General features: G+C 63.5%; 26 protein-coding genes and 2 tRNA genes. 15 read left to right on the top strand and 13 right to left on the bottom strand.

Features of this window, described 5'->3' with window-relative positions; genetic code table 11:
• The first annotated feature begins 72 nt into the window (after nucleotides 1-72).
• The gene (locus Harman_RS09855; protein WP_137683611.1) at nucleotides 73-519 is read left to right on the top strand and encodes a DUF5790 family protein; all 447 of its coding nucleotides are present in this window, start codon (nucleotides 73-75) and stop codon (nucleotides 517-519) included.
• Between the two features lie 199 nt (nucleotides 520-718).
• Here the strand turns inward: Harman_RS09855 and Harman_RS09850 are convergent, their stop codons facing one another.
• Complete coding sequence (locus Harman_RS09850; protein WP_137683610.1) at nucleotides 719-1,243, bottom strand: DUF6789 family protein; 525 nt, start codon at nucleotides 1,241-1,243, stop codon at nucleotides 719-721.
• 109 nt (nucleotides 1,244-1,352) lie between these two features.
• Here Harman_RS09850 and coxB point away from each other — a divergent pair, with 109 nt between their 5' ends.
• The 3 genes from coxB to Harman_RS09835 are packed head-to-tail and all read left to right on the top strand — an operon-like array spanning nucleotide 1,353 to nucleotide 5,006.
• Nucleotides 1,353-2,168 carry a cytochrome c oxidase subunit II gene (coxB, locus tag Harman_RS09845; protein ID WP_394347816.1) on the top strand — a complete coding sequence of 272 codons (816 nt, stop codon included), beginning with the start codon at nucleotides 1,353-1,355 and terminating at the stop codon, nucleotides 2,166-2,168.
• Nucleotides 2,165-4,735: a cbb3-type cytochrome c oxidase subunit I gene (locus Harman_RS09840; protein WP_137683608.1), complete on the top strand. Its 2,571-nt coding sequence runs from the start codon at nucleotides 2,165-2,167 to the stop codon at nucleotides 4,733-4,735. The genes coxB and Harman_RS09840 overlap by 4 nt, the downstream gene beginning before the upstream one ends.
• 4 nt (nucleotides 4,736-4,739) lie before the next feature.
• On the top strand, nucleotides 4,740-5,006 hold the full coding sequence (locus Harman_RS09835) for a cytochrome C oxidase subunit IV family protein (RefSeq protein ID WP_137683607.1): 267 nt from the start codon (nucleotides 4,740-4,742) through the stop codon (nucleotides 5,004-5,006).
• Between the two features lie 32 nt (nucleotides 5,007-5,038).
• On the opposite strand, the gene Harman_RS09830 is transcribed toward Harman_RS09835, so the two are convergent.
• The 3 genes from Harman_RS09830 to Harman_RS09820 all read right to left on the bottom strand — a co-directional run bounded on the left by Harman_RS09830 (nucleotide 5,039) and on the right by Harman_RS09820 (nucleotide 8,149).
• A complete protein-coding gene (locus tag Harman_RS09830) occupies nucleotides 5,039-5,479 on the bottom strand; it encodes a hypothetical protein (protein ID WP_137683606.1) in 441 nt (146 codons plus the stop codon).
• Nucleotides 5,480-5,617: 138 nt separating this feature from the next.
• Nucleotides 5,618-7,540, bottom strand: a complete 1,923-nt coding sequence (locus Harman_RS09825) for an ABC transporter ATP-binding protein (RefSeq protein ID WP_137683605.1) — start codon at nucleotides 7,538-7,540, stop codon at nucleotides 5,618-5,620.
• Nucleotides 7,541-7,579: 39 nt separating this feature from the next.
• Nucleotides 7,580-8,149, bottom strand: coding sequence for a DUF192 domain-containing protein (locus tag Harman_RS09820; RefSeq protein WP_137683604.1), 570 nt, complete (start codon nucleotides 8,147-8,149; stop codon nucleotides 7,580-7,582).
• A gap of 97 nt (nucleotides 8,150-8,246) precedes the next feature.
• On the opposite strand from Harman_RS09820, the gene Harman_RS09815 reads away from it, so the two are divergent.
• From Harman_RS09815 to Harman_RS09795, 5 genes are all read left to right on the top strand, one after another.
• Nucleotides 8,247-8,320: transfer RNA gene (locus tag Harman_RS09815), tRNA-Val, on the top strand.
• A 522-nt stretch (nucleotides 8,321-8,842) separates the two neighbouring features.
• Nucleotides 8,843-8,916: transfer RNA gene (locus tag Harman_RS09810), tRNA-Phe, on the top strand.
• A 236-nt stretch (nucleotides 8,917-9,152) separates the two neighbouring features.
• Nucleotides 9,153-9,794 (top strand): class I SAM-dependent methyltransferase, encoded by a 642-nt coding sequence (locus tag Harman_RS09805; RefSeq protein ID WP_137683603.1) that lies wholly within the window; start codon nucleotides 9,153-9,155, stop codon nucleotides 9,792-9,794.
• Nucleotides 9,795-9,875: 81 nt separating this feature from the next.
• Entirely contained in the window at nucleotides 9,876-10,445 is a 570-nt protein-coding gene (locus Harman_RS09800) for a hypothetical protein (RefSeq protein WP_137683766.1), read from the top strand.
• Between the two features lie 102 nt (nucleotides 10,446-10,547).
• Nucleotides 10,548-10,793 carry a hypothetical protein gene (locus Harman_RS09795; protein WP_137683602.1) on the top strand — a complete coding sequence of 82 codons (246 nt, stop codon included), beginning with the start codon at nucleotides 10,548-10,550 and terminating at the stop codon, nucleotides 10,791-10,793.
• Here Harman_RS09795 and Harman_RS09790 read toward each other — a convergent pair whose 3' ends face one another.
• Both Harman_RS09790 and Harman_RS09785 read right to left on the bottom strand, forming a co-directional pair.
• Nucleotides 10,794-11,468 carry a class I SAM-dependent methyltransferase gene (locus tag Harman_RS09790; RefSeq protein WP_137683601.1) on the bottom strand — a complete coding sequence of 225 codons (675 nt, stop codon included), beginning with the start codon at nucleotides 11,466-11,468 and terminating at the stop codon, nucleotides 10,794-10,796.
• A gap of 125 nt (nucleotides 11,469-11,593) precedes the next feature.
• A complete protein-coding gene (locus Harman_RS09785) occupies nucleotides 11,594-12,103 on the bottom strand; it encodes an Hsp20/alpha crystallin family protein (RefSeq protein ID WP_137683600.1) in 510 nt (169 codons plus the stop codon).
• 221 nt (nucleotides 12,104-12,324) lie between these two features.
• Between Harman_RS09785 and Harman_RS09780 the strand changes: the two genes are divergently transcribed.
• Nucleotides 12,325-15,390, top strand: a complete 3,066-nt coding sequence (locus Harman_RS09780) for an FAD-binding and (Fe-S)-binding domain-containing protein (RefSeq protein WP_137683599.1) — start codon at nucleotides 12,325-12,327, stop codon at nucleotides 15,388-15,390.
• On the opposite strand, the gene Harman_RS09775 is transcribed toward Harman_RS09780, so the two are convergent.
• Together Harman_RS09775 and Harman_RS09770 are read right to left on the bottom strand one after the other, a co-directional pair.
• Nucleotides 15,382-15,909, bottom strand: coding sequence for a hypothetical protein (locus Harman_RS09775; RefSeq protein WP_137683598.1), 528 nt, complete (start codon nucleotides 15,907-15,909; stop codon nucleotides 15,382-15,384). The genes Harman_RS09780 and Harman_RS09775 overlap by 9 nt on opposite strands.
• A gap of 52 nt (nucleotides 15,910-15,961) precedes the next feature.
• A complete protein-coding gene (locus Harman_RS09770; RefSeq protein ID WP_137683597.1) occupies nucleotides 15,962-17,158 on the bottom strand; it encodes an ATP-binding protein in 1,197 nt (398 codons plus the stop codon).
• Nucleotides 17,159-17,382: 224 nt separating this feature from the next.
• On the opposite strand from Harman_RS09770, the gene Harman_RS09765 reads away from it, so the two are divergent.
• The gene (locus tag Harman_RS09765; protein ID WP_137683596.1) at nucleotides 17,383-17,577 is read left to right on the top strand and encodes a cold-shock protein; all 195 of its coding nucleotides are present in this window, start codon (nucleotides 17,383-17,385) and stop codon (nucleotides 17,575-17,577) included.
• Nucleotides 17,578-17,579: 2 nt separating this feature from the next.
• Entirely contained in the window at nucleotides 17,580-17,774 is a 195-nt protein-coding gene (locus tag Harman_RS09760; protein ID WP_004515391.1) for a cold-shock protein, read from the top strand.
• A 117-nt stretch (nucleotides 17,775-17,891) separates the two neighbouring features.
• Here Harman_RS09760 and Harman_RS09755 read toward each other — a convergent pair whose 3' ends face one another.
• Nucleotides 17,892-18,635: a DUF429 domain-containing protein gene (locus Harman_RS09755; RefSeq protein WP_137683595.1), complete on the bottom strand. Its 744-nt coding sequence runs from the start codon at nucleotides 18,633-18,635 to the stop codon at nucleotides 17,892-17,894.
• A gap of 120 nt (nucleotides 18,636-18,755) precedes the next feature.
• Between Harman_RS09755 and Harman_RS09750 the strand changes: the two genes are divergently transcribed.
• Complete coding sequence (locus Harman_RS09750; RefSeq protein WP_137683594.1) at nucleotides 18,756-19,112, top strand: DsrE family protein; 357 nt, start codon at nucleotides 18,756-18,758, stop codon at nucleotides 19,110-19,112.
• Here the strand turns inward: Harman_RS09750 and Harman_RS09745 are convergent, their stop codons facing one another.
• Nucleotides 19,113-19,298: a hypothetical protein gene (locus tag Harman_RS09745; RefSeq protein ID WP_137683593.1), complete on the bottom strand. Its 186-nt coding sequence runs from the start codon at nucleotides 19,296-19,298 to the stop codon at nucleotides 19,113-19,115.
• 41 nt (nucleotides 19,299-19,339) lie between these two features.
• Nucleotides 19,340-19,498, bottom strand: a complete 159-nt coding sequence (locus Harman_RS21510) for a hypothetical protein (protein ID WP_200830872.1) — start codon at nucleotides 19,496-19,498, stop codon at nucleotides 19,340-19,342.
• A gap of 75 nt (nucleotides 19,499-19,573) precedes the next feature.
• On the opposite strand from Harman_RS21510, the gene Harman_RS09740 reads away from it, so the two are divergent.
• Nucleotides 19,574-20,296, top strand: coding sequence for a nucleotidyltransferase family protein (locus Harman_RS09740; protein ID WP_137683592.1), 723 nt, complete (start codon nucleotides 19,574-19,576; stop codon nucleotides 20,294-20,296).
• A gap of 63 nt (nucleotides 20,297-20,359) precedes the next feature.
• Entirely contained in the window at nucleotides 20,360-20,962 is a 603-nt protein-coding gene (locus Harman_RS09735) for a DUF4864 domain-containing protein (RefSeq protein WP_137683591.1), read from the top strand.
• Here the strand turns inward: Harman_RS09735 and Harman_RS09730 are convergent.
• Together Harman_RS09730 and Harman_RS09725 are read right to left on the bottom strand one after the other, a co-directional pair.
• Entirely contained in the window at nucleotides 20,959-22,038 is a 1,080-nt protein-coding gene (locus tag Harman_RS09730; protein WP_137683590.1) for a sugar ABC transporter permease, read from the bottom strand. The genes Harman_RS09735 and Harman_RS09730 overlap by 4 nt on opposite strands.
• Nucleotides 22,038-23,000, bottom strand: a complete 963-nt coding sequence (locus Harman_RS09725; RefSeq protein ID WP_137683589.1) for a carbohydrate ABC transporter permease — start codon at nucleotides 22,998-23,000, stop codon at nucleotides 22,038-22,040. The genes Harman_RS09730 and Harman_RS09725 overlap by 1 nt, the downstream gene beginning before the upstream one ends.
• Between the last annotated feature and the right edge of the window lie 3 nt (nucleotides 23,001-23,003).

Below are 23,003 nucleotides of genomic sequence, written 5' to 3'. Positions count from 1 at the left end.
CCCGTCACGTCCTGCGGTTTTACTTTCACTTTCAGGCGGGCTTTTAATCCCTCACCGCGCCAACGGTTCCGTATGAGTCAGTCAAGTCTGGACGACGACGAACTGTTCGGCGAGGCCGCAAACGAGATGCGAACGGATGTCGAGGACTCGCTCGCGAAGGCCCGCGACGCGCTCCCCGAAGCCGATTCGGTCTGGGACGTGGAGGCCGACAACACGCTCGGTGTCCTGAACGCACTCAAAACGGCGCTTGATGTCGGGGACGCCGAGGAGCACCTGCGGGACGCGAAGAAGTGGTACACGATGGGCGAACGCGCCGACGCCTTCGAGGACGCCGACGACCTCGCCGAGGAGATCGAGACCATCGCGGACCTCATCGAAGATGTCGAGGACGCCCGTGAGCAGGTCGGTGACCTCACGTCGACGATTCCGCAACTGCGCAGCACACTCGAAGCGTTCGAGGGCGAAGACGGCGCGGACGCCGAAGCGGACGGCGACGCCGACGCGGAAGCCGAGGCCTGATCGCTCGTCGGTCGGTACGTACCCGAAGTACCGCCGCCAGCGCGTCGCTCGCGTCGTCCAGCGGCGTTCGTTCCGCGAGCCTATCGGTTCTGTTGTGAAAGGCTGCAGAAACAGGACAGGATAGCGTCTGACTTCTGACCAAGTGACAATCTCTCGAAAGGCGACTGTGAGCCGGTTCGCTCGCATACGACAGTCCGTCTCAGACGATTGAGTCCGGGCGCGTCGAGAAGTAGTTGAAGACCGCTCCGAGGCCGATCCCGTAGACGACGTGAGCCACGAGCGTCAGCACCACGTACAACACCAGCGTCAGCCCGGACTGGCCGGTGTAGAAGGCCAACACGAACCCGGTCCACATCGCGCCACCGAAGAAAGCCCCGCTAATGTGGTCCGACTGGCCCGGGAGATACGCCTTCAGCGAAGCGAACAGCAACGGCCACGGGAACATCCCGCCCCCGAGGAAGATGAAGAAACCAAACAGCACCTCGGGAACGTAGCCGGTCAGGCCGACGAGTTCGGTGAGGATGGCGAAGTCATCGAGGTTGAACGCGCCCAGCGATTGCGCGATGAGGAAGACGACGGTCATCATCGCTGTCCCAACCAGGCCGCCGGCCGCGCCGACGACGCCGTCGGCCAAGATGCCTGCGAGACTGTCGAACTCCTCGACATCGGTGAGGCCCTCGTCGTTGATCGGGGGATCCTCGACGCCGGATGATGTATCTTCCATGCTGTGTTATAACATACCAGTGGGTAAAAAGGTTCCCGCACACGTTAGGGACGAGAAGGTAGTATGTCAGAAATCTGTCCGCAATACCTATTACAGGGTGGAAAGAATCATGAAGGAAATGGCGGGAAACATGTTGGCACTTACCGTGGCTGTGTTCCCCTTGCATGGCGGGGATGTTAGGGCACCCAGCGCGGTATTCGACCAGATATTCGAGGTGTTTCTCCTGCTGGGGACGGCAGTCGGAGTTGTCGTCGTGGCGTACACGATGTACCACGCGCTCAAGTACCGCGACGACGGCGGCGAGTCGGACCCGTACGCGGACAAGGTCGAGCGCCCACAGATGGGCGAGAAGCCGACCGGCGGCTCCGGCGGGCGGAAGGTGTTCTACTCCTTTAGCATCAGTGCCGTCATCGTCGTGTCGCTGATCGCCTGGACGTACTCGCAGTTGCTGTACATCGAGCAGGGACCGGACCCAGCACAGACTGACGCGCTCGAAATCGACGTGGAGGGGTACCGCTTCGGCTGGGATTTCATCTACCCGAACGGGCACACGACCAACACGCTCTACGTGCCACAGGACCGGGTGGTCAGATTACAGGTGACCTCGACGGACGTGTTCCACAACTTCGGGATACCGGAATTACGGGTCAAAACTGACGCCGTCCCGGGCCAGTACACCTCAGCCTGGTTCACGGCCAACGAGACGGGGACCTACACCGCCAAGTGCTACGAACTGTGTGGCAGCGGCCACTCGCTGATGACGACTGAGGTGACCGTGATGCCACAGGACGAGTACGAGGACTGGTACGCACAAACCGAGGGAACGAACGAGACGGTCGAGGGCAGCAACGAGACGGCGACCGCTACCGAAACGGACCAGCGAATCGCGGCTGACGCGCCCGCCCTCGGAGGTGCCCCGGCATGAGTCAGGACCACGAACACGGCCTGCCGCCGAAATCGTCGGTCAGTCGGTGGTTCCTCACGACCAACCACAAGGACATCGGCGTCCTGTATCTCATCACCGCGCTGTTCTTCCTGCTTTTCGGCGGCGTGCTGGCGCTGCTGTTCCGTCTCGAACTGATATCATCGGGCGCTGATCTCCTTGGCTCGATGGGGTACAACCAGGCGGTGTCGACCCACGGGCTGCTGATGGTGTTTTGGTTCATCTCGCCGTTCGCCTTCGGCTTCGCGAACTATGTCGTCCCGCTGCAGATCGGCGCGGACGACCTCGCTTTCCCGCGGCTGAACGCCCTGTCCTATTGGCTCTACCTGTTCTCGGGCATCCTGATGGGCGTCTCCTTCTTCCAGGGCACCACCTTCGCGGGCGGGTGGACGATGTACGCTCCGCTGAACACGCCGGCGTACATCCCCGGCGAGGGGCTGGGTGCCACCTCCGTCGTGCTCGCGCTCATCATGTTCACCGCCGCGGTGACGCTGGGGTCAGTGAACTTCCTGACGACGATGTACCGCATGCGCGCCGAGGGACTCCGGATGCGGGACATCCCCATCTTCTCGCTGTCGATCAATCTCACCGTCTGGATGATGCTGTTTGCCTTCGCGGCGCTGCTCGCGGCGCTGATGATACTCGCCTCCGACCACATCCTCGGGACGACCTACTTCCAGTACTCCATTGACGGGACGACGATGGCGACCGACGCCGACAACCCGGGGGCGTCGCTGTTGTGGGCCCACCTGTTCTGGTTCTTCGGCCATCCGGAGGTGTACATCGTCTTCTTCCCCGCACTCGGTGTGATGGCCGAGTGCTTCCAGACCTTCACCGGCCGCCGGCTGGTCGGCCGCAAGTGGTTCATCATCTCGATGGTGCTGGTGGCGCTCCAGAGCTTCGTCGTCTGGATGCACCACATGTTCCTGACCGGCATCAACCTCCCCATCAAGACCATCTTCATGGCGACGACCATCGGTATCTCGCTGCCCTTCGACCTGATGGTGTTCTCGCTCATCTACACGATGGCGAAGGGGCGGGTCCGGTTCACGACGCCGTTCCTGTTCTCGCTTGGCGCGCTCATCCTGTTCATCATCGGCGGCATCACCGGCGTGTTCCTCGGCGCAATCGTGCTGGACTACCAGTTCCGGGGCACCTACTGGGTCGTCGCGCATTTCCACTACGTGATGGTGTCGGGCGCGACGGCGCTGTTTGGCGGCCTCTACTACTGGTACCCGAAGATAACGGGGAAAATGTACAACGAGCGCCTGGGGAAGATCCACTTCGGCGTCTACTTCCTCGGGTTCAATCTGCTGTACTTCCCGATGTTCATCGCCTGGGAGACGCCCCGGCGCGTGTTCGTCTACCCCGAGGGCCTGCAGATCTGGCACTCAATGGCGACCGTCGGCGGGTTCATCCTCGGGGCCAGTTTCCTCATCATGTTCTACAACCTCTTCGTGAGTCTCTGGCGCGGTGAGGATGTCGGCCCGAACCCCTGGGAGTACGCCACCTCCGCCGAGTGGGCGGTGTCCTCGCCGCCGCCGCTTGAGAACTTCCCCGGCATCCCGAGCTACGCCACCGGCAAACTGGAGTTCCTCGACGACGAGACAGTTGCCGAGCGGACCGAGAGCACTCCCGGGGCCGCAGCGCACGGCCACGCCGCGACGGACGGCGGGACCGCCACGGACGGGGGCGCGGTAACAGCGAGGGCCGCGGTGACGGCCACCGAGATGGAACCGGCCCACGAGGTCGGCGGCGAGGAACACGCCAGCCACGCCAGCTTCTGGCCGTTCCTCATCAGCCTCGCCGGGTTCATCACGTTCCTCGGCCTGTCGGGCGTGCGGACGGGGAGCGTGTTCTACCTGTCGTTGGCGGCCGTCGGCGGTCTGGGGACGTTCGGCTCGCTGCTGGGGATGACTCGTGAGCTGTTCCACGCACCGGAGATGGCCATCGCCGAGCGGTGGCCCTTCGAGCGCGTCGAGAAGATGAAACTCGGGATGTGGACGTTCCTCGCCAGCGACATCGTCCTCTTTGGCGCGTTCATTGGCTCGTATGCCTTCGTTCGGGTCGCCTACGGCTGGACGGCCTGGCATCACGACCTCATCCCCGCCGAGCACGTGACGATGCCCGGCCTCATCAACACGTACCTGCTGCTCACGTCGAGTTTCCTCGTCGTGATTGCGATGGTCGCTGCCGAACGCGAGAGCAAGCGGGGGACCGTCGCCGCACTGGTCGGAACGTTCGCGCTCGGTGTCGGCTTCCTCATCAACAAGGGCCTGGAGTGGCAGCACCTGTTCCACATCAGCACGGAGTCGTTCCCGAACGGGTGGACCCTCTCGACGAACATCGCGTCGTCGACGTTCTACCTGACGACGGGACTGCACGGCGCTCACGTCACCATCGGGCTCATCATCTGTGCGTACATGACCGTCAGGGCCTGGAACGGGGCCTACCAGGGCGATGACAGGGCCATCGAGTACTTCGGCCTGTACTGGCACTTCGTCGACATCGTCTGGCTGTTCCTGTTCCCGCTGTTTTACATCCTCTAGAACAATGGACTGGAAAGGCTACACCGCGATATACGTCGTGTTGTTCGCGTTCGCAACCGCCCAGGCCGTCGTCGAGTTCGCCGGCCTCGTCGACAGCGCCTACTGGGTCGCCTTCGCGCTCATCATGGTGCTGTCGGTGGTCAAGGCCGTCGGCGTCGCCGCATACTACCAGCACCTGCGCTGGGAACCGCGGGCCGTCACGTATCTCGTCCTCGGCGGCACCGTCGCCGCGCTCGCGCTGACTGGTGCGGCGGCGTACTCGATACTGTGACCGGCGGGACAGAACTGCGTGCAACGGGAAAATCAGGCCAGCAGTTGGAGGCTGACAGCGATGAGAAAGAGCATGCCGGCGACAGTCGCGGATTCGGCGACGGCCAGCGAGCGGGGGTGGCCCCGACGAGTCGCCGACAGATACACGCCAAACAGGAGGTAGCCACAGAGGACCGCGCCGCCGGCGACGGCGACCGCAAGTCCGGCTATCGCCTGCGTCTCCACGGGACCGGAGATAGACGCGACAACCCCGACCAGCAGGCCGACGACCAGCACGGCGAACGCACCGACCCAGACCATCGGCTGGTCAGCGAGCGCTTCGGACTTGCTCTCGCGCTCGACCGCTGCAGATCTGTTACTCCCCGATGCTCGTGGACTGTACTGATACCAGGCGCGCCCGCGGACCATCCATGCTACTACCGCTATCACCAGCACGCTCATCAGTGCCATGCTAGCGAGGTACGCGGTTGTCATGTGATAGCATTACAAGACAATGCGTAATAATCGTTTGTGCCCGCCCGACCAGAAAGCGGCGCTGACATAGCGTCCTCACCGGTTCAGTCATCAGCAACTGCCGACAACTAACGGCTCGGACACGAAGTCCTCGCCGATTTAGTCGTCGGCATCCGTCCGCGCCCGTCGCTGAATCGCCCGCTCGACGAACTCCTCGGGGAGCTCGTCGATTTCGCCGGCCTGGACCGCCCAGAGGTTGGCGTAGAGGCCGTCGGCGGCCAACAGCTGGTCGTGGGTCCCCCGTTCGACGATGCGGCCGTCCTCGACGACGAGAATCGTGTCGGCGCCTTTCACCGTCGAGAGGCGGTGGGCGATGGCGAACGTCGTCCGGTCGGCGGTCAGGTCATCGAGCGACCGCTGGATGAGCATTTCAGTCTCGGTGTCCACGTCGCTGGTCGCCTCGTCGAGAATCAGGATTTCCGGGTCTTTCAGAATCGCGCGGGCGATGGCGATGCGCTGGCGCTGGCCGCCCGAGAGCTTGACGCCGCGCTCGCCAACCATCGTGTCGTAGCCGTCGGGGAGGTTACGGACGAACTGGTCGGCCTCGGCGGCCTCCGCGGCGGCGACGATTTCCTCGTCGGTGGCGTCGAACGTCCCGTAGGCGATGTTCTCGCGGACGGTGCCGTAGAACAGGAACGTCTCCTGGCTGACGTAGCCGATTGCACGACGGATGCTCTGTATCTGTACGTCCTGAACGTTTTGGCCGTCGATGCGCACCGTACCCGAGTCCACGTCGTACATTCGAAGGAGGAGCTTCAGGACGGTAGATTTCCCCGCACCGGTCGGGCCGACGAGCGCAACCGTCTCGCCGCCGTCGGCCTCGAAGGAGATATCGGAGAGTACTGGCTCGTCGTCGCTGTCGTAGCTAAAGGACACGTCGTCGTACTCAACTCGGCCGTCGGTCACGGCAAGCGGCGGTGCGTCCTCTGCCTCTTCGAGGCGGCCAGGGGTGTCCATCAGCCCGAACACGCGCTCGGCGGAGGCATAGGCCCGCTGATACATGTTGATTATCTGCCCGAACTGTGCCATCGGCCAGACGAACCGCTGGGTGTAGATGATGAAGGCGACGAACTGCCCGCGGGAGAGGCTCGCCGTGAGCGGCCCGGGAGCCTGGCCGGTGACCATCAGCCCGCCGACGATGAACGTGACGACGAAGCCGATGCCCGAGACCAATCGAAGGCCGGGGAAGAAGGTGATTCGTGTCTCGATAGCGTCCCAGTTGGCGTCGAGATAGTCTTCTGACGTGCCCTCGACCCGGTCGGCCTCGTACGGTTCGGTGTTGGCCGTCTTGATAATCTGGATGCCGCTGAGGTTGTTTTCCAGCCTGGAATTGAGCTTGCCGACCGTCGACCGCACCTCGGCGTATTTGGGCTGGATGGTCTCGATGAACCGCTTGGTGAACACGGCGATGAGCGGGACCGGCAGCAGGGCCACAAGCGCGAGCTGCCAGTTCATGTAGAACAGGTAGGCGGCGATGCCGACGACCATAATTATCATCCGCGAGGCGGAGTTGAGGCCGTCGTTGAGGAACTTCTCCAGTCGGTTCACGTCGTTCGACAGCACCGACATCATCTCGCCGGTCTGCTTGTCGGCGAAGAAGTCCATGTTCAGCCGCTGCATCGTCTCGTAGGTGTCCGTGCGGACGGAATGTTGGACGTGCTGGGCGAACTTGTTCCAACCCCAGTTTCGGCTCCAGTGAAAGACAGCCCCGATACCGAACGATGCGGCGATGATGCCTGCCGTGAGCCATAGCTGTGGCCCTTGCCCCTCGGGAATCCAGGCATCGGGCACCAGAAAGAGGCTGTAGGCGGCTTCGTCCAGAAAGATGGCGTCGATAGCCAGCGCCAGGAGCATCGGCGGCAACAGGTCCAGCATCCGAGCCACGATAGAACTGAAGAGGCCGGCGACGAACGCACCCCACTGGCCCCGACCGTAGTCGGTGAACAGTCGGAGCATCGGCCGGTCGACGCGTTCCCTGGCGTCCTCGAACACGTCGTCGTCCGAACCCGCGTCGAAATCCATTGTCGGACCCAGGAGCCGAATCCGCAAAAGGCCGTCGGGCTACGTGACTTCGGGCGGGAGTTCGACCCGGTCACCGACCTCGACGCCGGTCCGGTTGGTCCACCCGCGGTTCACTTCGAGGACGTACTTGCCATAGCCCGGATACTCCTCGCTGTACTGCTCGCCCTCTGGAGGCGTCGGCGCGTGGTGAATGGTCGTGATGGTCCCGTTGGCGTCGATGAAGATGATATCGAGTGGGAACGACATGTTCCGCATGACGTAGGTGTGTTGGCTCTCCTCCTCATGGACGAACAGCATTCCCTCGTCGGGGCCAAGTGATTCCGTCTCGCTTAGTCCGACGTACCGCTGACTCCGGGTAAACGATATATTGACCGAGACAGTCGCCAGTTGCCGGGAGTCAGAACAGGCGACCACCTCCGTCGCGTCGGGCGAGCGATCACATGACAGCGGGGTCGCCGTCTCGGGTGTGGTATTGTCGTGGATGGTCACTGTGCCCTGTTCGTACTCGCCGGTCCCCAGCACCTCAACCCAGAGCCCGGTCTGGAGGACCACAGCAGCAGCGACGAGCAGGCCAACGAGTCCGAGAACAATCACGGCAGGGCGCTGCATACTCCGTGTGAAGGGCAGACCGTGGGTAATACTGTCGGTGCCCACTGCCGACCGAGAGAGAAAGGGTTATTCCTGCCGATGGAAAACGGTGGCATACGGGTCCGTGGTCTAGTTGGTTATGACGTGGCCTTTACAAGGCCGAGGCCGGTGGTTCGAATCCGCCCGGACCCACTTCTGACACCGACTGCGACGAACGAAGTGAGGAGCCAGCGGTGTCTGTGTGGAACAGCGGATTCGAACTCTGGAAGACGAACGCAGTGAGTCTTCCTTCGGTTCGAATCCGCCCGGACCCACTTCTGACGTGGTTCGAATCCGCAGAGAGAGCACCGCGCTCCTGAGCCCTCGTTTCGCTTCGGACACGAAACCGGACCCGCTGTGCTTCTCGCGGCGTCGAGACTGAGCGCCACGGGTTCATCTAGCAAATAATCACGCTCTACCGACAGGTCCCGAAAGACATTTATTGAGTGTTGTGTTACCGCAGGCCATGATAGATGGCTCGACGTGTCCGGCCTGCAGCGGGACCGTCTCGACGGCTAACGGGACGGAATACGAATGCGAGGACTGTGGCAAGACGTTCGACAGCGCGGATTTGTTTCTTCCGTAGCCGGAAGTAGCCCTCACAGTTAGCATCACCGCAACCTCCGCCGGCTTTCGAAATCCTTTTTTCTACCCTCGTCGTCGCTTGGAGTGCGCGCCGCCTTAGCTCAGACTGGGAGAGCACTCGACTGAAGATCGAGCTGTCCCCGGTTCAAATCCGGGAGGCGGCATATCTTTTCCGCGAGGCAAGCACGCCGAGCGGAAAGTCTGCTCCGAGCGGATTTGAACCCTGGAAGACGAACGGAGTAAGTCTTCCTCTGGTTCACAACCCGGGAGGCAGTATTTCTCCTGCAAACTGACGGCAAGCGTAGTAACTCCCTACTTCTCGCTGGCTCCGTCCAGGCGTCACCTAACTGTGGGGTTCCCGAACATATTTATTCAGCCCTATGAGTTACGGAACAAGATCATGGCGGGGGATGACATCAGATTCCATCCGGTCGTCGCAGCGCTGTACGACCCCGTTCAGACGGTCTTCGAGCGGTATCAGGCGCCAGAGCATCGAGAGTATCTGGCGGCGGGGCTGGATGGAGAGGTCCTCGAAATTGGTGTCGGAACTGGGCCGATGGTTCCGTACTACGAGTCAGAGGCCGCGACGACGGCGTCGTTTCACGGCGTCGAACCGGACCCGGGAATGTGGCAGCGGGCACAGGACCGAATCGCGGACAGTACAGTCGAGATGGCACTGATCAGTGGGCGTGGGGAGACACTACCCTACAGTGACGACACCTTCGATTACGTCATCGAGTGTGGCGTCTGCTGTTCAGTCCCGGCCATTGAGCCGATGTTGGCGGAAGTCGCTCGGGTGCTTCGACCCGGCGGTGAGTTCCGGTTTCTGGACCACGTTCGGTCAGATGGGGTAGTCGGCCGGAGTCAGGACCTGCTGACGCCGCTGTGGCGCAGAATCGGCGGCAACTGTCACCTCAACCGGCGGCTCCAGCCAACAATTGCAGCCTCACGCCACCTCCAGATAACCGAGTGTACGACACCGACAATCGGCATCTGGCCGATTCGGGAGTTCGTTCGCGGGACGGCAACGCCGAACGACTGAGCGACACTTGCGATACGTGCAGTGCCGACGAGTCGATTCGACACAGTCGCCGGAACAGGTAATTCGGTGGCGACACGTGCCATGGGTATGCCGGAGGAGCCAGCACACGAGCAGATGGAGCGCCACGCGGCACTGACCGACGAACTCACAGCCCTCAGCGAGGAGCAGGACGCGGTCGCGGCGTCGGTGCGGGACCGCCTCGCAGATGCCATTGCGGAAGCGACAGTCGACGCGGGCGCGAACATCGGGAGCCTCGGACAGTCGACAGACGGCAAACGATTTCGGTTCGAGGCGCGACTCGACCGGGCGGCGCTGGTGGCGGCGGTGACGGAGACGTTGCCGGACGGCTTTGTCGTCTCCCACGTCAACGAGGACAGGACGCTGAGCGTGGACTGGACCGGCGACAACACCACGCCGTCGAAGCGGGAACACGGAGCCATCCTGAAAGCCATCATCGCCGAGGAGACGGAGACGGACAGCGACGGTTTCATCGAATCCGTGCCGAGCCGAGACCGAGTGCTGGCGCGGGCGGTCGAACTGGGCGTCGACGAGGATGACGCGGCGGACCGCCTCAGCCGACTGGCGACGCTGGATGTTGTCGATATCACCGAAGACGGAGTCTACCCTGACGAGAACTTCTCGCGGTACTAGCGGGCAGAGCGAGTGTCGGCCGACGGCAACTGGCGGACACAGGCAACCCGAGTCAGCGTAACCGACGTTTATTACTTTGTGCGGTCTGTGCTGTCAGATGAAATGGCAGTTTTATCGACAGAAGACGAGGGGAAGTTCCTCATGGACGCACAGGGCGAGCAGATCGGCATCGTGACCGAGGTCGACCCGGAAGAGCAGGTCGCGTACATCGAACCGGAGCCGGACCTCACCGAAGCCTGGGTGCAGGGGCTCGGATTCGGTGACGCCGACGAGGACGATATCGAGGTCGCTGCCGACAGCATCGAGACGATAACTGACAGCGAACTGCGTGTGGCTGTCGACCTGTAGTCACACCACGGAGTCAGGGCGCTCGCCCACCACGAACGTCCACCATTTGACGAACTGGGTCCGTTCATAAAGGTCGAGTAGCCGTGCTGACGCGTCGGATTCGGAGATACTCGCAAGCATCAACGGTGAGCCGAGCGTCCGTTTCTCGGCGATTTCGAACGATTCGGATACGAGGTCAGTGACGGCGTCTTCCGAGAGGTGGCCGTAGATATCGGTGTCCTCCGCCAGCAGCCCCAGCCGGAATGCAACACCCTTGGTGAGTTTCCGGTACAACCCGGGCGTCCCTTCGAGCAGGGCGACGCGGCCGCCGGGGCGGAGAACCCGGGCAGTTTCCCTGAGTATTTCGGGGCGGTCGGCGGGCGGAACGTGGTGGAGGAACCGGCGACCGACGACGGCGTCGAAGGCATCGTCGGCGAACGGCAACGTCCGGGCATCACCGGCTATCGCCGGCTTGTGGACGGTTTCGGCGTTCGACGGCCAGCCTTCCAGCCCGATATCAGCCTGGGGGTGCATGTGCTGACCGAACGCTATTTCGAGTGTCCGGCCGGCCGGGAGCTGCTCGGCGATGAGTTCGTCGTGGCGCTCGTAAATTCGGTCCAACAGCGGGTGTTTCCTGACGTTCCGCGGTCGCTCGACGATAGCGCCGTCCTGAACGTCCCACGTCGCTTCCGACATGTTACAGCCTCACAGCACACAGTGGACAGCGCCCGTATGAGACTATTGAGCCGGTAAAGAGGACTATAGAGGTGGTAAAAACGGAAAATAGCGGATTAAAAACGGCAGATAGGCACCCGAGAGACCTATTCGATCTCGATTCGGTGCGAGTCGTCAGCGTCGTCCGCACGCGGGAGTGTTATTTCGAGAACGCCGTTGTGGTAGGTGGCGGTGATGTCGTCGTCGACCACGGGGTCGGGAACGGCAACCCGTTCGGCGACCCGTCGGCTGTGTCGGCGAGCGCCGCCGTCGGTGTCTTCTGTGACCGCGGTTTCACCCTGAATAGTGAGAACGCCGTCCTCGAAGCGAACGACGAGGTCGTCCCGTTCGAACCCCGGGAGGTCGACCATCACGGCGTACTCGTCGTCGGTCTCGTCGACGTGAAGGTTCGTGTCGATGCCGTGTCGGCCGTGGCCGCTTCGGACAGTGTCTGTCGGTCGGTCGGCGCGGCGTCCGGGGCTGTCGTTCAGCTGGTGTCTCGAACTGTCACTCGTCCGGCGTCCCGGCTCACCGGCTATCCTGTCGTCCATCATCGTCCGTCGCGTCTGGGCGAAGAGTCGGAGCATCGTCTCGAACGGGTCGTTGCTGTGTGTCATAATCACCTTATATAGGCTAGTACTGATATTAACAGTTGCGTAACACGTGCTATCACGGGGATGCGGAACCGCCGTACTCGGTCGGCATTGGGCTGGACCGAGAGTGCGTGATGGGATACCGTAACGGAACTATTTTGACAGGCGTAGAGCTAGAACAGCCACAGATAACCGCCGAGTGCCCGGTCCGTCGGTGGCCGGGCGACTGGACACGAAAACACACCATGGCAACCGATTCCGGCACCCGGATAGACCCGTCGGCCGACGAGGTATCGAACTACGACTACCAGAACGACAGCGTCGCCCGGTCGGGCCTCGTCGACGATTTACAGACACGGATCGACGGCGAGGTTCGGTTCGACGAGTACTCGCGGCAGTTGTACGCGACCGACGCCAGTCTCTACGAGGTGCTGCCCATCGGCGTCGTCTATCCGCGCTCGACCGAGGACGTGGCCGCCGTCATGTCCTACTGCGCCCAGCGGGAGATTCCAGTCCTGCCACGGGGCGGCGGGACGAGCCTCGCCGGCCAGACCGTCAACGAGGCGGTCGTGCTGGATTTCTCCCGGTACATGAACGATCTCGTCGAAACTCGGCCGGACGACCGACGAGCGCGAGCGCAGCCGGGCATCAAACTCGGCGACCTGAACGGGGCACTGGCCGACCACGGGCTGAAGTTCGCGCCGGACCCTGCGTGGGGCGACAAGAGCGTGCTCGGCGGCGCTATCGGCAACAACTCCACCGGTGCCCACTCCCTGCAGTACGGGAAGACCGACGCCTACATCGAGGAATGTGAGGTCGTCCTCGCGGACGGCACCGTCACCACCTTCGGCGAGGTCACCCGCGAGGAACTGCGTGACCGAGCGGACCCAGACGGTGACCTCGAAGCCCGCATCTACGCCGAAATCGAGCGGATACTCACCGAGGAAGGCGAGGAAATCGAGAGCCACTACCCGGACCTGAAGCGTAATGTCTCGGGGTACAATCTGGACTGGGTTCTGGAAGACGCAGCGGACGGCACCGTCAACGTCGCCTCGCTACTGGCCGGCAGCGAAGGGACGCTGGCCATCGTCACGGAGGCCGAAGTCTCACTGGAGCCGATTCCCGAGACCAAGTCGATGGCCCTGCTCGCCTACGAGGGGCTCATCGAAGCGATGGAGGACGTTGCGGACATCCTCGAACACGACCCGGCGGCCGTCGAAGTGCTCGACGACGTGCTCATCGACCTGGCCCGGGACACCGCTGAATTCGAAGACGTAGTCGGGATGCTCCCCAACGGGACCCGGGCGGTCCTCATCGTGGAGTTCTACGCCGACGACGAGGAGAGCGGCCGGCGGAAGGTCGCCGACCTGCTGGCGGACCGAACCGAAGGCGTCGGTTCGGTCGCCGAGCCGACCAACGACCGGACTACCGTCGACGCGCCAGTGCGAGCCTTCGACGCCATGGAGGCCCACGACGAGGCGAAACGCGAGAAGTTCTGGAAGATGCGAAAGTCCGGCCTCCCAATACTGCTCTCGCGGACGACCGACGAGAAACACGGGTCGTTCATCGAAGACACCGCCATCCCGCCGGAAAATCTCCCGGAGTACGTCGCGGACTTTCAGGCGATTCTGGAGGAACACGACACCTTTGCCTCCTTCTACGCCCACGCCGGCCCCGGCGTGCTCCACATCCGCCCGCTCATCAACACCAAGACGGTCGAGGGCGTCGAGACGATGGAGTCCATCGCCGACGCGGTGACCGACCTCGTGGTAAAATACGGGGGCAGCGTCTCTGGCGAACACGGCGACGGCCGCGCCCGCACGCAGTGGAACGAGAAGCTCTACGGCCCGGACCTCTGGGAGACGTTCCAGGGGCTGAAATCGACGTTCGACCCGGACTGGCTGCTCAACCCCGGGCAAGTCGTCGGCGTCGACGCAGGCGAGGTCGAGTCCGGCGCGAAACCTGAGCGGGCGCGCACCGTCGACATGACCGAGAACCTCCGATTCGATCCGGAGTACGAGTTCAACGCCGGCTTCGACACTGCGCTGGAGTGGGACAACGACAACGGGATGCAGGGGATGGTCGAACTCTGTCACGGCTGTGGCGGCTGTCGCGGCCCGCAGGAAACCACTGGTGGCGTCATGTGTCCGACCTACCGCGCGTCCGAGGAAGAGATTACCGCGACCCGCGGCCGGGCGAACATGCTCCGGCAGGCCATGAGCGGCGACCTCCCCGAGGATCCCACCGACGAGGAGTTCATGCACGAGGTGCTCGACCTCTGTATCGGCTGCAAGGGCTGTGCGAAGGACTGCCCGAGCGAGGTCGACATGGCGAAGCTCAAAGCGGAGGTAACCCATGCCCACCACCAGGAACACGGCTCCAGTTTCCGAGACAAAATCTTCGCCAACGTCGACGCACTGGCCGGTCTCGGCAGCACATTCGCGCCGCTGTCGAACCTCGCGACCAAAGTTCCGGGCGCTCGAACAGTGCTGGAGAAGGCGGTGGGCATTGCCCCGGACCGCACGCTGCCGAGCTTCCGGCGGACGACGCTACAGGACTGGTTCGACGAGCGCGGCCCGCAGGTCCCGGCCGACGAGGCCGAGCGCCGAGCACTGTTGTTCCCCGACACGTACACGAACTACAGCCACCCCGAGGTCGGGAAAGCGGCCGTCCGCGTGCTCGAAGCCGCGGGCGTCCACGTCCAGCTAGCTAACCGGACCGACAGCGGGCGACCGGCCCACTCGAAGGGGTTTCTGGACCAGTCCCGAGCGACCGCGCGGGACAACGTCGACGCGCTCGTCCCCGCAGTCGAGGAGGACTGGGACGTGGTGCTGGTCGAACCCTCTGATGCCGTGATGTTCCAGTCGGACTATCTGGACCTGCTCGCCGGCGAGGACGTGGAGACGCTTGCGGCCAACGCCTACGGCGTCTGTGAGTACCTCGACACCTTCCGGCTTGACGAGGGGGCCGACTGGGACGCGCCGGGCGAGACGCTGACCTACCACGGCCACTGCCACCAGAAGGCGACGAAGAAAGACCACCACGCCGTCGGGGTCCTCCGGCGGGCCGGCTACGAGGTCGACCCGCTAGATTCGGGCTGCTGTGGCATGGCCGGCTCGTTTGGCTACGAGGCCGAACACTTCTCGATGAGCAAGGCCATCGGTGAGATACTGTTCGACCAAATCGGCGACAGCCGCGGAGACACCGTCGTCGCGCCCGGCGCGTCCTGTCGCACCCAGCTAGAGGACTGGGAGGCAAGCGACGGCGAGCCGCCCCATCCGGTAGAGAAACTCGACGCGGCTCTAGCCTGACGGCGTTTCACCCGGCTGGCGAACCGCCTGGACAATGCCGGCCGTCTGGCCGACCAGCGCGAGCGCGATGCCGGTGAGTAACGCAGATTCTGACGCCGGAAACAGCGCGCCGGCGTAGACCGCCGCACCGATGACGCTCAGCGCAGCCCCGACCGTGTACGCCCGCTGGCCTGCCGAAACGTGCTTGCCGGTGTAGTAGAGGCCGATTCCCGGGACGACCATCCACCCCAGTATCGTCGTCGTCAGGAACGGGTCCCGAAGCGGGGAATGGAGCAGGCCGACGATGCCGCCGACCGTCAGCAGCAGTCCGACAAGCAGAATATCGCGCCAGACCCGGAGGACGCCTGTTTCCATTTCGTCCCACGAGAGAGCGGCGAAGGCAGCGATGAGGACGGCAGCGACGACGTGGAAAATCAGAACGGCTCGGTCGGATACCACGTCGCGGTGGGCCAGTCCCACGACCGTCCACGCGAGCGGGACAAGTACGGCCGGCCCCTGGGCACGCAGGCGAGGGAACATACCACTCACTGTGCCCCCCACAGTCAAGAAACGTCGGTCGTGCGGACCCCTCTCACGCCCGCGGGAGTTCGACGACGAAATGCGCGCCATCGAGGTCGCTGCCGGGGTAAGCCGCGTTGACTCCGGTAACGGCGTCGGCGAGGTAGATGTCGCCGCCGTAGCTCTCGACGAGCGTCTGGACGAGGTGGAGGCCGCCGCCGTGGGTGTCGCCCGCCCGCGGGTCGAAGATGTTGTCGCGTTGATCGTCGGGGATGCCCGGGCCGTCGTCAACGATGTGGGTTTCGACGACAGCGTCGGTTTCACGGATCACGACGAGTACCGACGGGTGGCCGGACTCGTCTGCCGTCGGTCGGGTCGTGTCCATCTGTTGCCCGTCGCCCTGTACCGCGGACCCGTCTGTCGCGGTCCCCTCGGCAGGGAGTGCGGCTGCCGGCGTTCCGTGTTCGATGGCGTTTTCGAGGAGGTTCCGGAGTATCGGCCGGGTGGCCTCATTGGCGTACACCATCGCGCTGTCCGGGCCGCGGAGTTCGATAGCGACGGTATGTGTTTGCTCGATTCCCTGAATCACCGTCTCGGCGACAGTGACGATGTCAATCGGCTCGAACTCCGGGTCCGAACTGAGCGTTTCCGCGACGGCCCCAGCGTTGTCGACTAAGCTATCGAGTTCGGTCACCTGATCGCGGATCGCGTCCGCCGCGGCTTCGACTGTTTCAGACTCGGCGTTGCGCTGGAGGATCGTCGCCCGACCGTCGATGACGACCAGCCCGTTTGCGATATCGTGTCGAAGTAGGTCGTTGACGAACGACAGCGTGTTCGTGGTTCGGGTCGCACGACGCGCATCCTGGCGAGCCCGGATGGCGAACGTACCCGCGGTGAGGCCCGTGACAGCGCCCGTCTCAATCGCCAGGAGCGTGACGAACACCGACTCGGCGATCACCCGCCCCTCTATCGTGCGAATGAGAACGCTCAGGCCGATGAGAGTCCCGACCGCGAGGCCTCCGACGACACTCCAGACAAACACTGTCCAGATTTGCTCTCTCGGGGTCGACGATGACACGAGCCGGTAACTGCCATACACGAGCACCAGCGGGAGCAAGCCGTCGAGGGCCAGTGCGAGCGTGGGGCCGCCGAGCTGGCCGATGCGCTGTGTCTCGATACCGAGGTGCCAGACGACGGCCACGGCTGCAAGAGCGAGACCGAAGCCGGCAAGCAACCACGGCGCGAGACGGGCCCGCACGCCACTGTCCATAGTTTCGATTCGAGGGCACACGCCTAATTCCATTTGGTTAGTCAGACGGTAAGACCGAACGCCACATTGGGTGGAGACGATGGCTTGCTCAGAATCCGCCGTCGTGTGTGGCATGCCAGTATTACACACTGCATAATCGCCAGACTGCAGCCGATTCGGTCCGGTAGCTACCCGATAGTCGTACCGACACTGTTATCCGTGGTGCTGGCTTCTCTTTGGTTGCAATGGCGAAAGGAACGGTTGATTTCTTCAACGACACTGGCGGTTACGGTTTCATCGATACTGAGGACGCGGACGAGGACGTCTTCTTCCACATGGAAGACATCGGCGGCCCGGACCTCGAGGAAGGACAGGAGCTCGAATTCGACATCGAGCAGGCGGACAAGGGTCCGCGAGCCAACAACGTGGAGCGGCTCTAACGATGGCGGAAGGCACTGTCGACTTCTTCAATGACACCGGCGGGTACGGCTTCATCGAGACTGACGATGCGGACGAAGACGTTTTCTTCCACATGGAAGACGTCGGCGGCCCTGACCTCGAAGAGGGGCAGGAAGTCGAGTTCGACATCGAGCAAGCGGACAAGGGTCCGCGAGCGACCAATCTCACGCGACTGTAAGACGGCTTCTGTCTACAGTCCAGCACTATAATCACTTGTCAGCGACCGCCGTGTACGCATACACGGCAGCGTTGCTGGCACGCAACTAACGTACTGTGAGCTACTGGTACGGCTGGCTCAGGGCGCGACCAGTGGCGACGCCGCCCGATAGACGATCTCCATGGGCAGCCCCGTCGCGTCTCGGGGCGGCTCCGACGGGAGCGTGTACAGCTCTCCGTCGCCGGGCTGAGCCGTATAGGCGAGGGCAACGGCGTCCAGTACATCGTCGACAGTGACACCCGTATCACCCATCGCTTCGGCGGCTTTCTGGACCGTGGGTGCGGCGTCGCGGTCGTAGTGTGCGAGAATCCGCATCCGCTCGGCGTACCCGCCCGCAGTTCGCTTCGAGTAGCTGAGCGGCTCCCCGGCGAAGGCCCGAAAGCAGACTTCCGGGTGGGACTCACGGATGACGGCGGCGGCCTCGGGCAGTTCCTGCAGGAGTTCGTCGACCCGTGCGAGACTGTCACTGAGCGCGAACGCGTGTTCGGTGAGTTCCCGGCCGCTCTTGCGCTTGTGGACGCGCTTGGCCGTCGAGTAACGCTGTTTCCGGGTCGCCTCCCGCACCGGTGGCGTGCGAACCGTCGCGCTGCGCTCACCGAGCACCGACCGAGCGAGGTCGTCACACCGGCGAACCGGGTCTCCCGACTCCACAAGTCCGATTGGGACGCCAACGAGTATCCGGCGGGCGCGCTCGTCGTAGGCTGACCAGCACTCGCCGATGCCGTCGAACACCGACGCGTGGTCAAAACCGTCGTCGGTGAACGCGACAGCGACCCAGCCCCCGTCGCTCCAGTCGACGCCGACGTACAGCGGTTCGGCCATTACCGATACTCGGTCGGACGGGCGCAAAAGTGTATCCCGAGATGTCTCCTGAGCGAATAGTCGCGCCCAGCGCACTGCCGCCCGAGGTTCCTATGTGTGGCCCACATAGTCCGAGATGTAATGGCAAACGCTGCGTTCATCATCTTCGCCGGAACGGAATCGCCGTCTGACCTCGGTCGCGTCGTCAACGCACTCGAAGGCGCAAAGGAGTTCGCCGAGACGGAGGGAGACAACGTCGAAGTCATCTTCGACGGCGGCGGGACGCAGTGGATTCCCGAACTCGAAGACGAGGACCACGACTACCACGACCTCTACGCGGCCGTTCGGGACACCGTTTCAGTGTGTGATTACTGTGCGAGCGCCTATGACGTGTCCGAAGCCGTCGACGAGGCCGGTCTCGCAACGCTCGCCGAATACGACGGGCATCCCAGTATCCGGTCGCTGGTCGACGACGAGTACGAGATCATCACGGTCTGACTACGTCCCCCCGAACTTCGTGAGGTCCTTGAGCGGTACCAGCCGGTGTTCCATCGCCGGTTTGGTGTAGCCGGCCGACTCCTCGGAGACGCCGCTTGTGAACACCAGCAGCTTCTGCTGGAGGACGTGGGGCACGCCGTCGTTGTCCCGGATGATTTCGACCGAGCGCCACGCTTCGTCTTCCATGCTACGACAACACACGCCAGAGCCACCTGTCTCTTTCCCCGTCAGGAGTCCGGGCCGACGAAGACAGTCCGGAGTCGGGCACCGCAGTCCGGACAGCACAGCGTCTGCCAGCGGTCGCTATCGAGGTCGCCGACCGTCTCCCGGCGGATCGCTTCGTCGACGGTGACTGACCGGCCGCAGGTATCACACTCCTCAGCCATAGGTCGAGGTTGGCAGGCCACGGCCAAAACCCGCTCGCCCACAGGCATTTAGCCGGTGCGAGTGTGGGGCCAGCTATGGACGGCGTCGTACTCGCTGCTGGCGAAGGGACGCGGATGCGACCGCTCACTGCGGACACGCCGAAAGGGTTAGTCGAAGTAGCGGGGCACCCGCTACTGACACACTGTTTCGAGGCGCTGCTGTCCGTCGGCGTCGACCGCTTGGTCGTCATCATCGGCTACCGCGGCGACGACATCGTGGCCCACTACGGCGAACAGTACCGTGATACCCCGATAGTGTACGTTCGGCAGGACGAACAGCTGGGGCTTGCCCACGCACTCGAACAGGCCCAGTCGGCCGTCGACGGGACCTTCGTCGTCCTGAACGGCGACAACGTCTGCCGGGCGAACCTGGGCGATGCGGTCGAGCGCCACCGCGAGACCGACGCCAGCGCGACGCTGCTCGTCGAGGACGTGTCGCGGGCCGAGGCCAGGACCACCGGCGTCGTCATGACGGACGACGAGGGGCGGGTGACCGGCCTCGTCGAGAAGCCGTCGGACCCGCCGTCGACGCTGGTCACGCGGGGCTTTTTCGTGTTCGAATCGGCCATCGGCCACGCCTGCGCGCTGACCCAGCCCTCCGAGCGGGGCGAGTACGAACTCCCCGACGCAATCGACCTGTTGCTGAGTGCCGGTCACCGCGTCGAGGCGGTCGAACTCGACGGCTGGTGTCACAACGTCAACGAACCGAGCGACATCGACGCGGTCAAGGAGCGACTTGGCGATGGCGTGGACCGCTGAGAGCGAACGCACGTCCGGCACCGGCGACAGAACACCGAAGGCGATGCGCGCCAATACGTGGGTATGACAGCCGTTCGCCCCCTCGTTCTCGTCGCACTTGCCGCGCTCGTCACACTGGCAGGCTGTGGCGCGTTTTTCGGTAGTGGCGACTCGACGGGGTCAGAAGTGACGATTACGCCTGCCAACGTGCCGACGGAGGACGCGCAAGCGGTCGAACCGGCAGGGGCCGAGCGGGAGTACTGGGGCAACGTCTCCGTTGACGCCAACCGGTCGGTGGTGACACAGCCGCGGGTCCTCGAACTGCGGCCGAACTGCGAGCGGCCGCCGGGGCTGGTCGTCCACATCCAGGTGCTAGCGCTCCAGAACAACGACCCGACGACGAACGAAGGCATCAACACGACCTGGCGGTTCGCGTCGCCGTCGAACCGGGACCTGACAGGGCCGTACTCGAACTTCGTCCGGACGATAACGGACGGGTTCGAGCCGCTGTTGAACGCGACCGGCGTGCGGTACGGGCCGCTGGAACGCGACGGCGACACCGCGTCACAGCCGGTGACGGTCGTCGACGGGAACGGAACGACGACGAGCTACCGGTGGACGGTCGAAAAGCAGACCCAATCGCCCTACGAGGGCTGCTGGATGACGGCCGGCGTCGCGCCGGCCTAGCCCTCCATCCCGCTGAAGGAGAGTCCCCCCTCGATGTAGCGCTGGGCGAACAGGTACGCCAGCATGATCGGCGAGGCGAAAGTAAGCGCGAACGCGGAGAAGCGCGCCCACGGGATGGAGTACTCGTCGACCATCGCGTAGAGGCCGACCGGCAGTGTGTAGTTCTCCGTCCCGAGTAGCGTCTGGGCGACAACGAACTCCGTCCACCCGGTGAGGAAGACGAAGATGAACACCGTCGCCAGCCCGGCCGTCGACATCGGGATGATGACCTCCGTGACGACCCGCCACGGCGGCGCACCGTCGACGACCGCGGCCTCCTCGTAGGAGACGGGAATGCCGTCCATGTAGGTCTTCAGCAGCCACGTGTTGAACGGCACGGCGGTCGCAGCGTAGTACACTGCTAGCGCCAGCTTGCTGTCGTTAATGCCGAACTGGACGTACAGTGCGTACATCCCGATGAGTAGGGCGACCCCCAGGCCACCACCGACCTGCGTCATCAGGACGTAGAGGAACAGGATTTTCCGGCGGAAGAGGAACTTCCGGCGTGAGAGGGCATAGGCCGCCGGAATAATGAGCGACATCGCTATCAGGACGGTCGGAATCGCCACCATGAGACTGTTCCAGAGGAAGCGCTTGAACTCCGACGGGCGGTCGACGCCGTAGTCGGAGGCATCCAGAATCTCTATCCCTGGCGTCTGGAACACGAAGGCGAGATCGGTGAACGGAATCCCGACAGAGATCGAGTACGCCGGCACGATGAGATCACCGATAACCCAGATGAACGGCTGTATCGTCGGGTCTGAGGGCAGCAGAGAGAAGCTCTCAGAGGTGTATAGCGAGCTTCCGGAACCGGAGAGGGCCGCCATCAGAATCCAGTAGATTGGGAAGAGGAGTGCCAGCACCACCAGCGTCGCCCCGATAGTCGAGAGGATTACCTTCAGGACTTCCGAGGCTGGCAGTTCGCCCCGACGGACCGCCTGGACGGTGTAGGACCACTTCCGGATCGTCCGGGCGGGCATCGTAGCGACCGTCTTCACGTCCTCGGAAAGCTTCCGTGCGATTGCGCCAAGCAGCATTATTCGTTCACCCCGTCAGCGAGTCGGCCTTTCTTGACGTTGAGCCACATGAACGCGCCGATGAACACGAGCGCGATGATGCTGATGGCCGCGCCGCGGCCGTACTGCTGGAACGACAGCGCCTCACGGTAGCCGTAGACGACGATGAGTTCGTTCGCCCGCGCCGGGCCGCCCTGGTTGAACACGAACGGGATGAGGAACTGCTGGAACGACGCCGCCGAGGTCAGGATAGACGCGAACAGCACGGGACGTTTGATCGACGGGAGCGTGATGTGGGCAAAGCGTGCGAGAAAGCCCGCGCCGTCGACGACAGCCGCCTCGTGGAGTTCCTCGGGCACATCTTGGAGCGCGCTGACGGTGATAATGACCATGAACGGGTACGCCAGCCACGCCTCCGTGACGTTGTACGCAACGAAGGCAGTCCAGCGGCCCGACAGCCACGCGACCGAACTCGCCCCGAAGGCGGTCAGCAGTTGGTTCATCAGCCCGAACTCGGCGGAGCTGAAGATGCCGCGCCAAACCGTGATAGTGAAAATCGGCGGCAGTCCCATCGGGAAGATGATGAGCGAGCGCAGGACGCGCTTGCCGCGGACGAGGTCGCTGGTCACGGTGAGCGCAATAGCCAGGCTCGCCCCGATTTTGAGCGTGACGCTCGTGGCGACGAACAGCCAGGTGACCCCGAAGGAGTTCCAGAACTGGCCGTCGGTCAGCACGTCGGCGTAGTTCTCCAGGCCGACGAACAGCGCGTCACCGAACGTGAGCACGGCGACGACGCCCTCGCCAGCGAACAGGTTCGCCGGTTCGGCGTTGGTAAAGGAGATACCCAGCAGGTAGAGGACCGGGAACAGCATGAACGCCGAGAACACGAACAGTCCCGGGAGCACTAACAGTAACGACGCGTCGTCCCGCGTCAGAAACGGGACCGACTCGATCCGGTCCGCCGCTCGTGAAACCGTACTCATGGG

It is taken from the genome of Haloarcula mannanilytica, assembly GCF_005406125.1.
GTDB lineage: Archaea > Halobacteriota > Halobacteria > Halobacteriales > Haloarculaceae > Haloarcula > Haloarcula mannanilytica.
The sequence above is the reverse complement of the archived record's forward strand: the minus strand, read 5'-3'. Positions and strand labels throughout refer to the sequence as shown.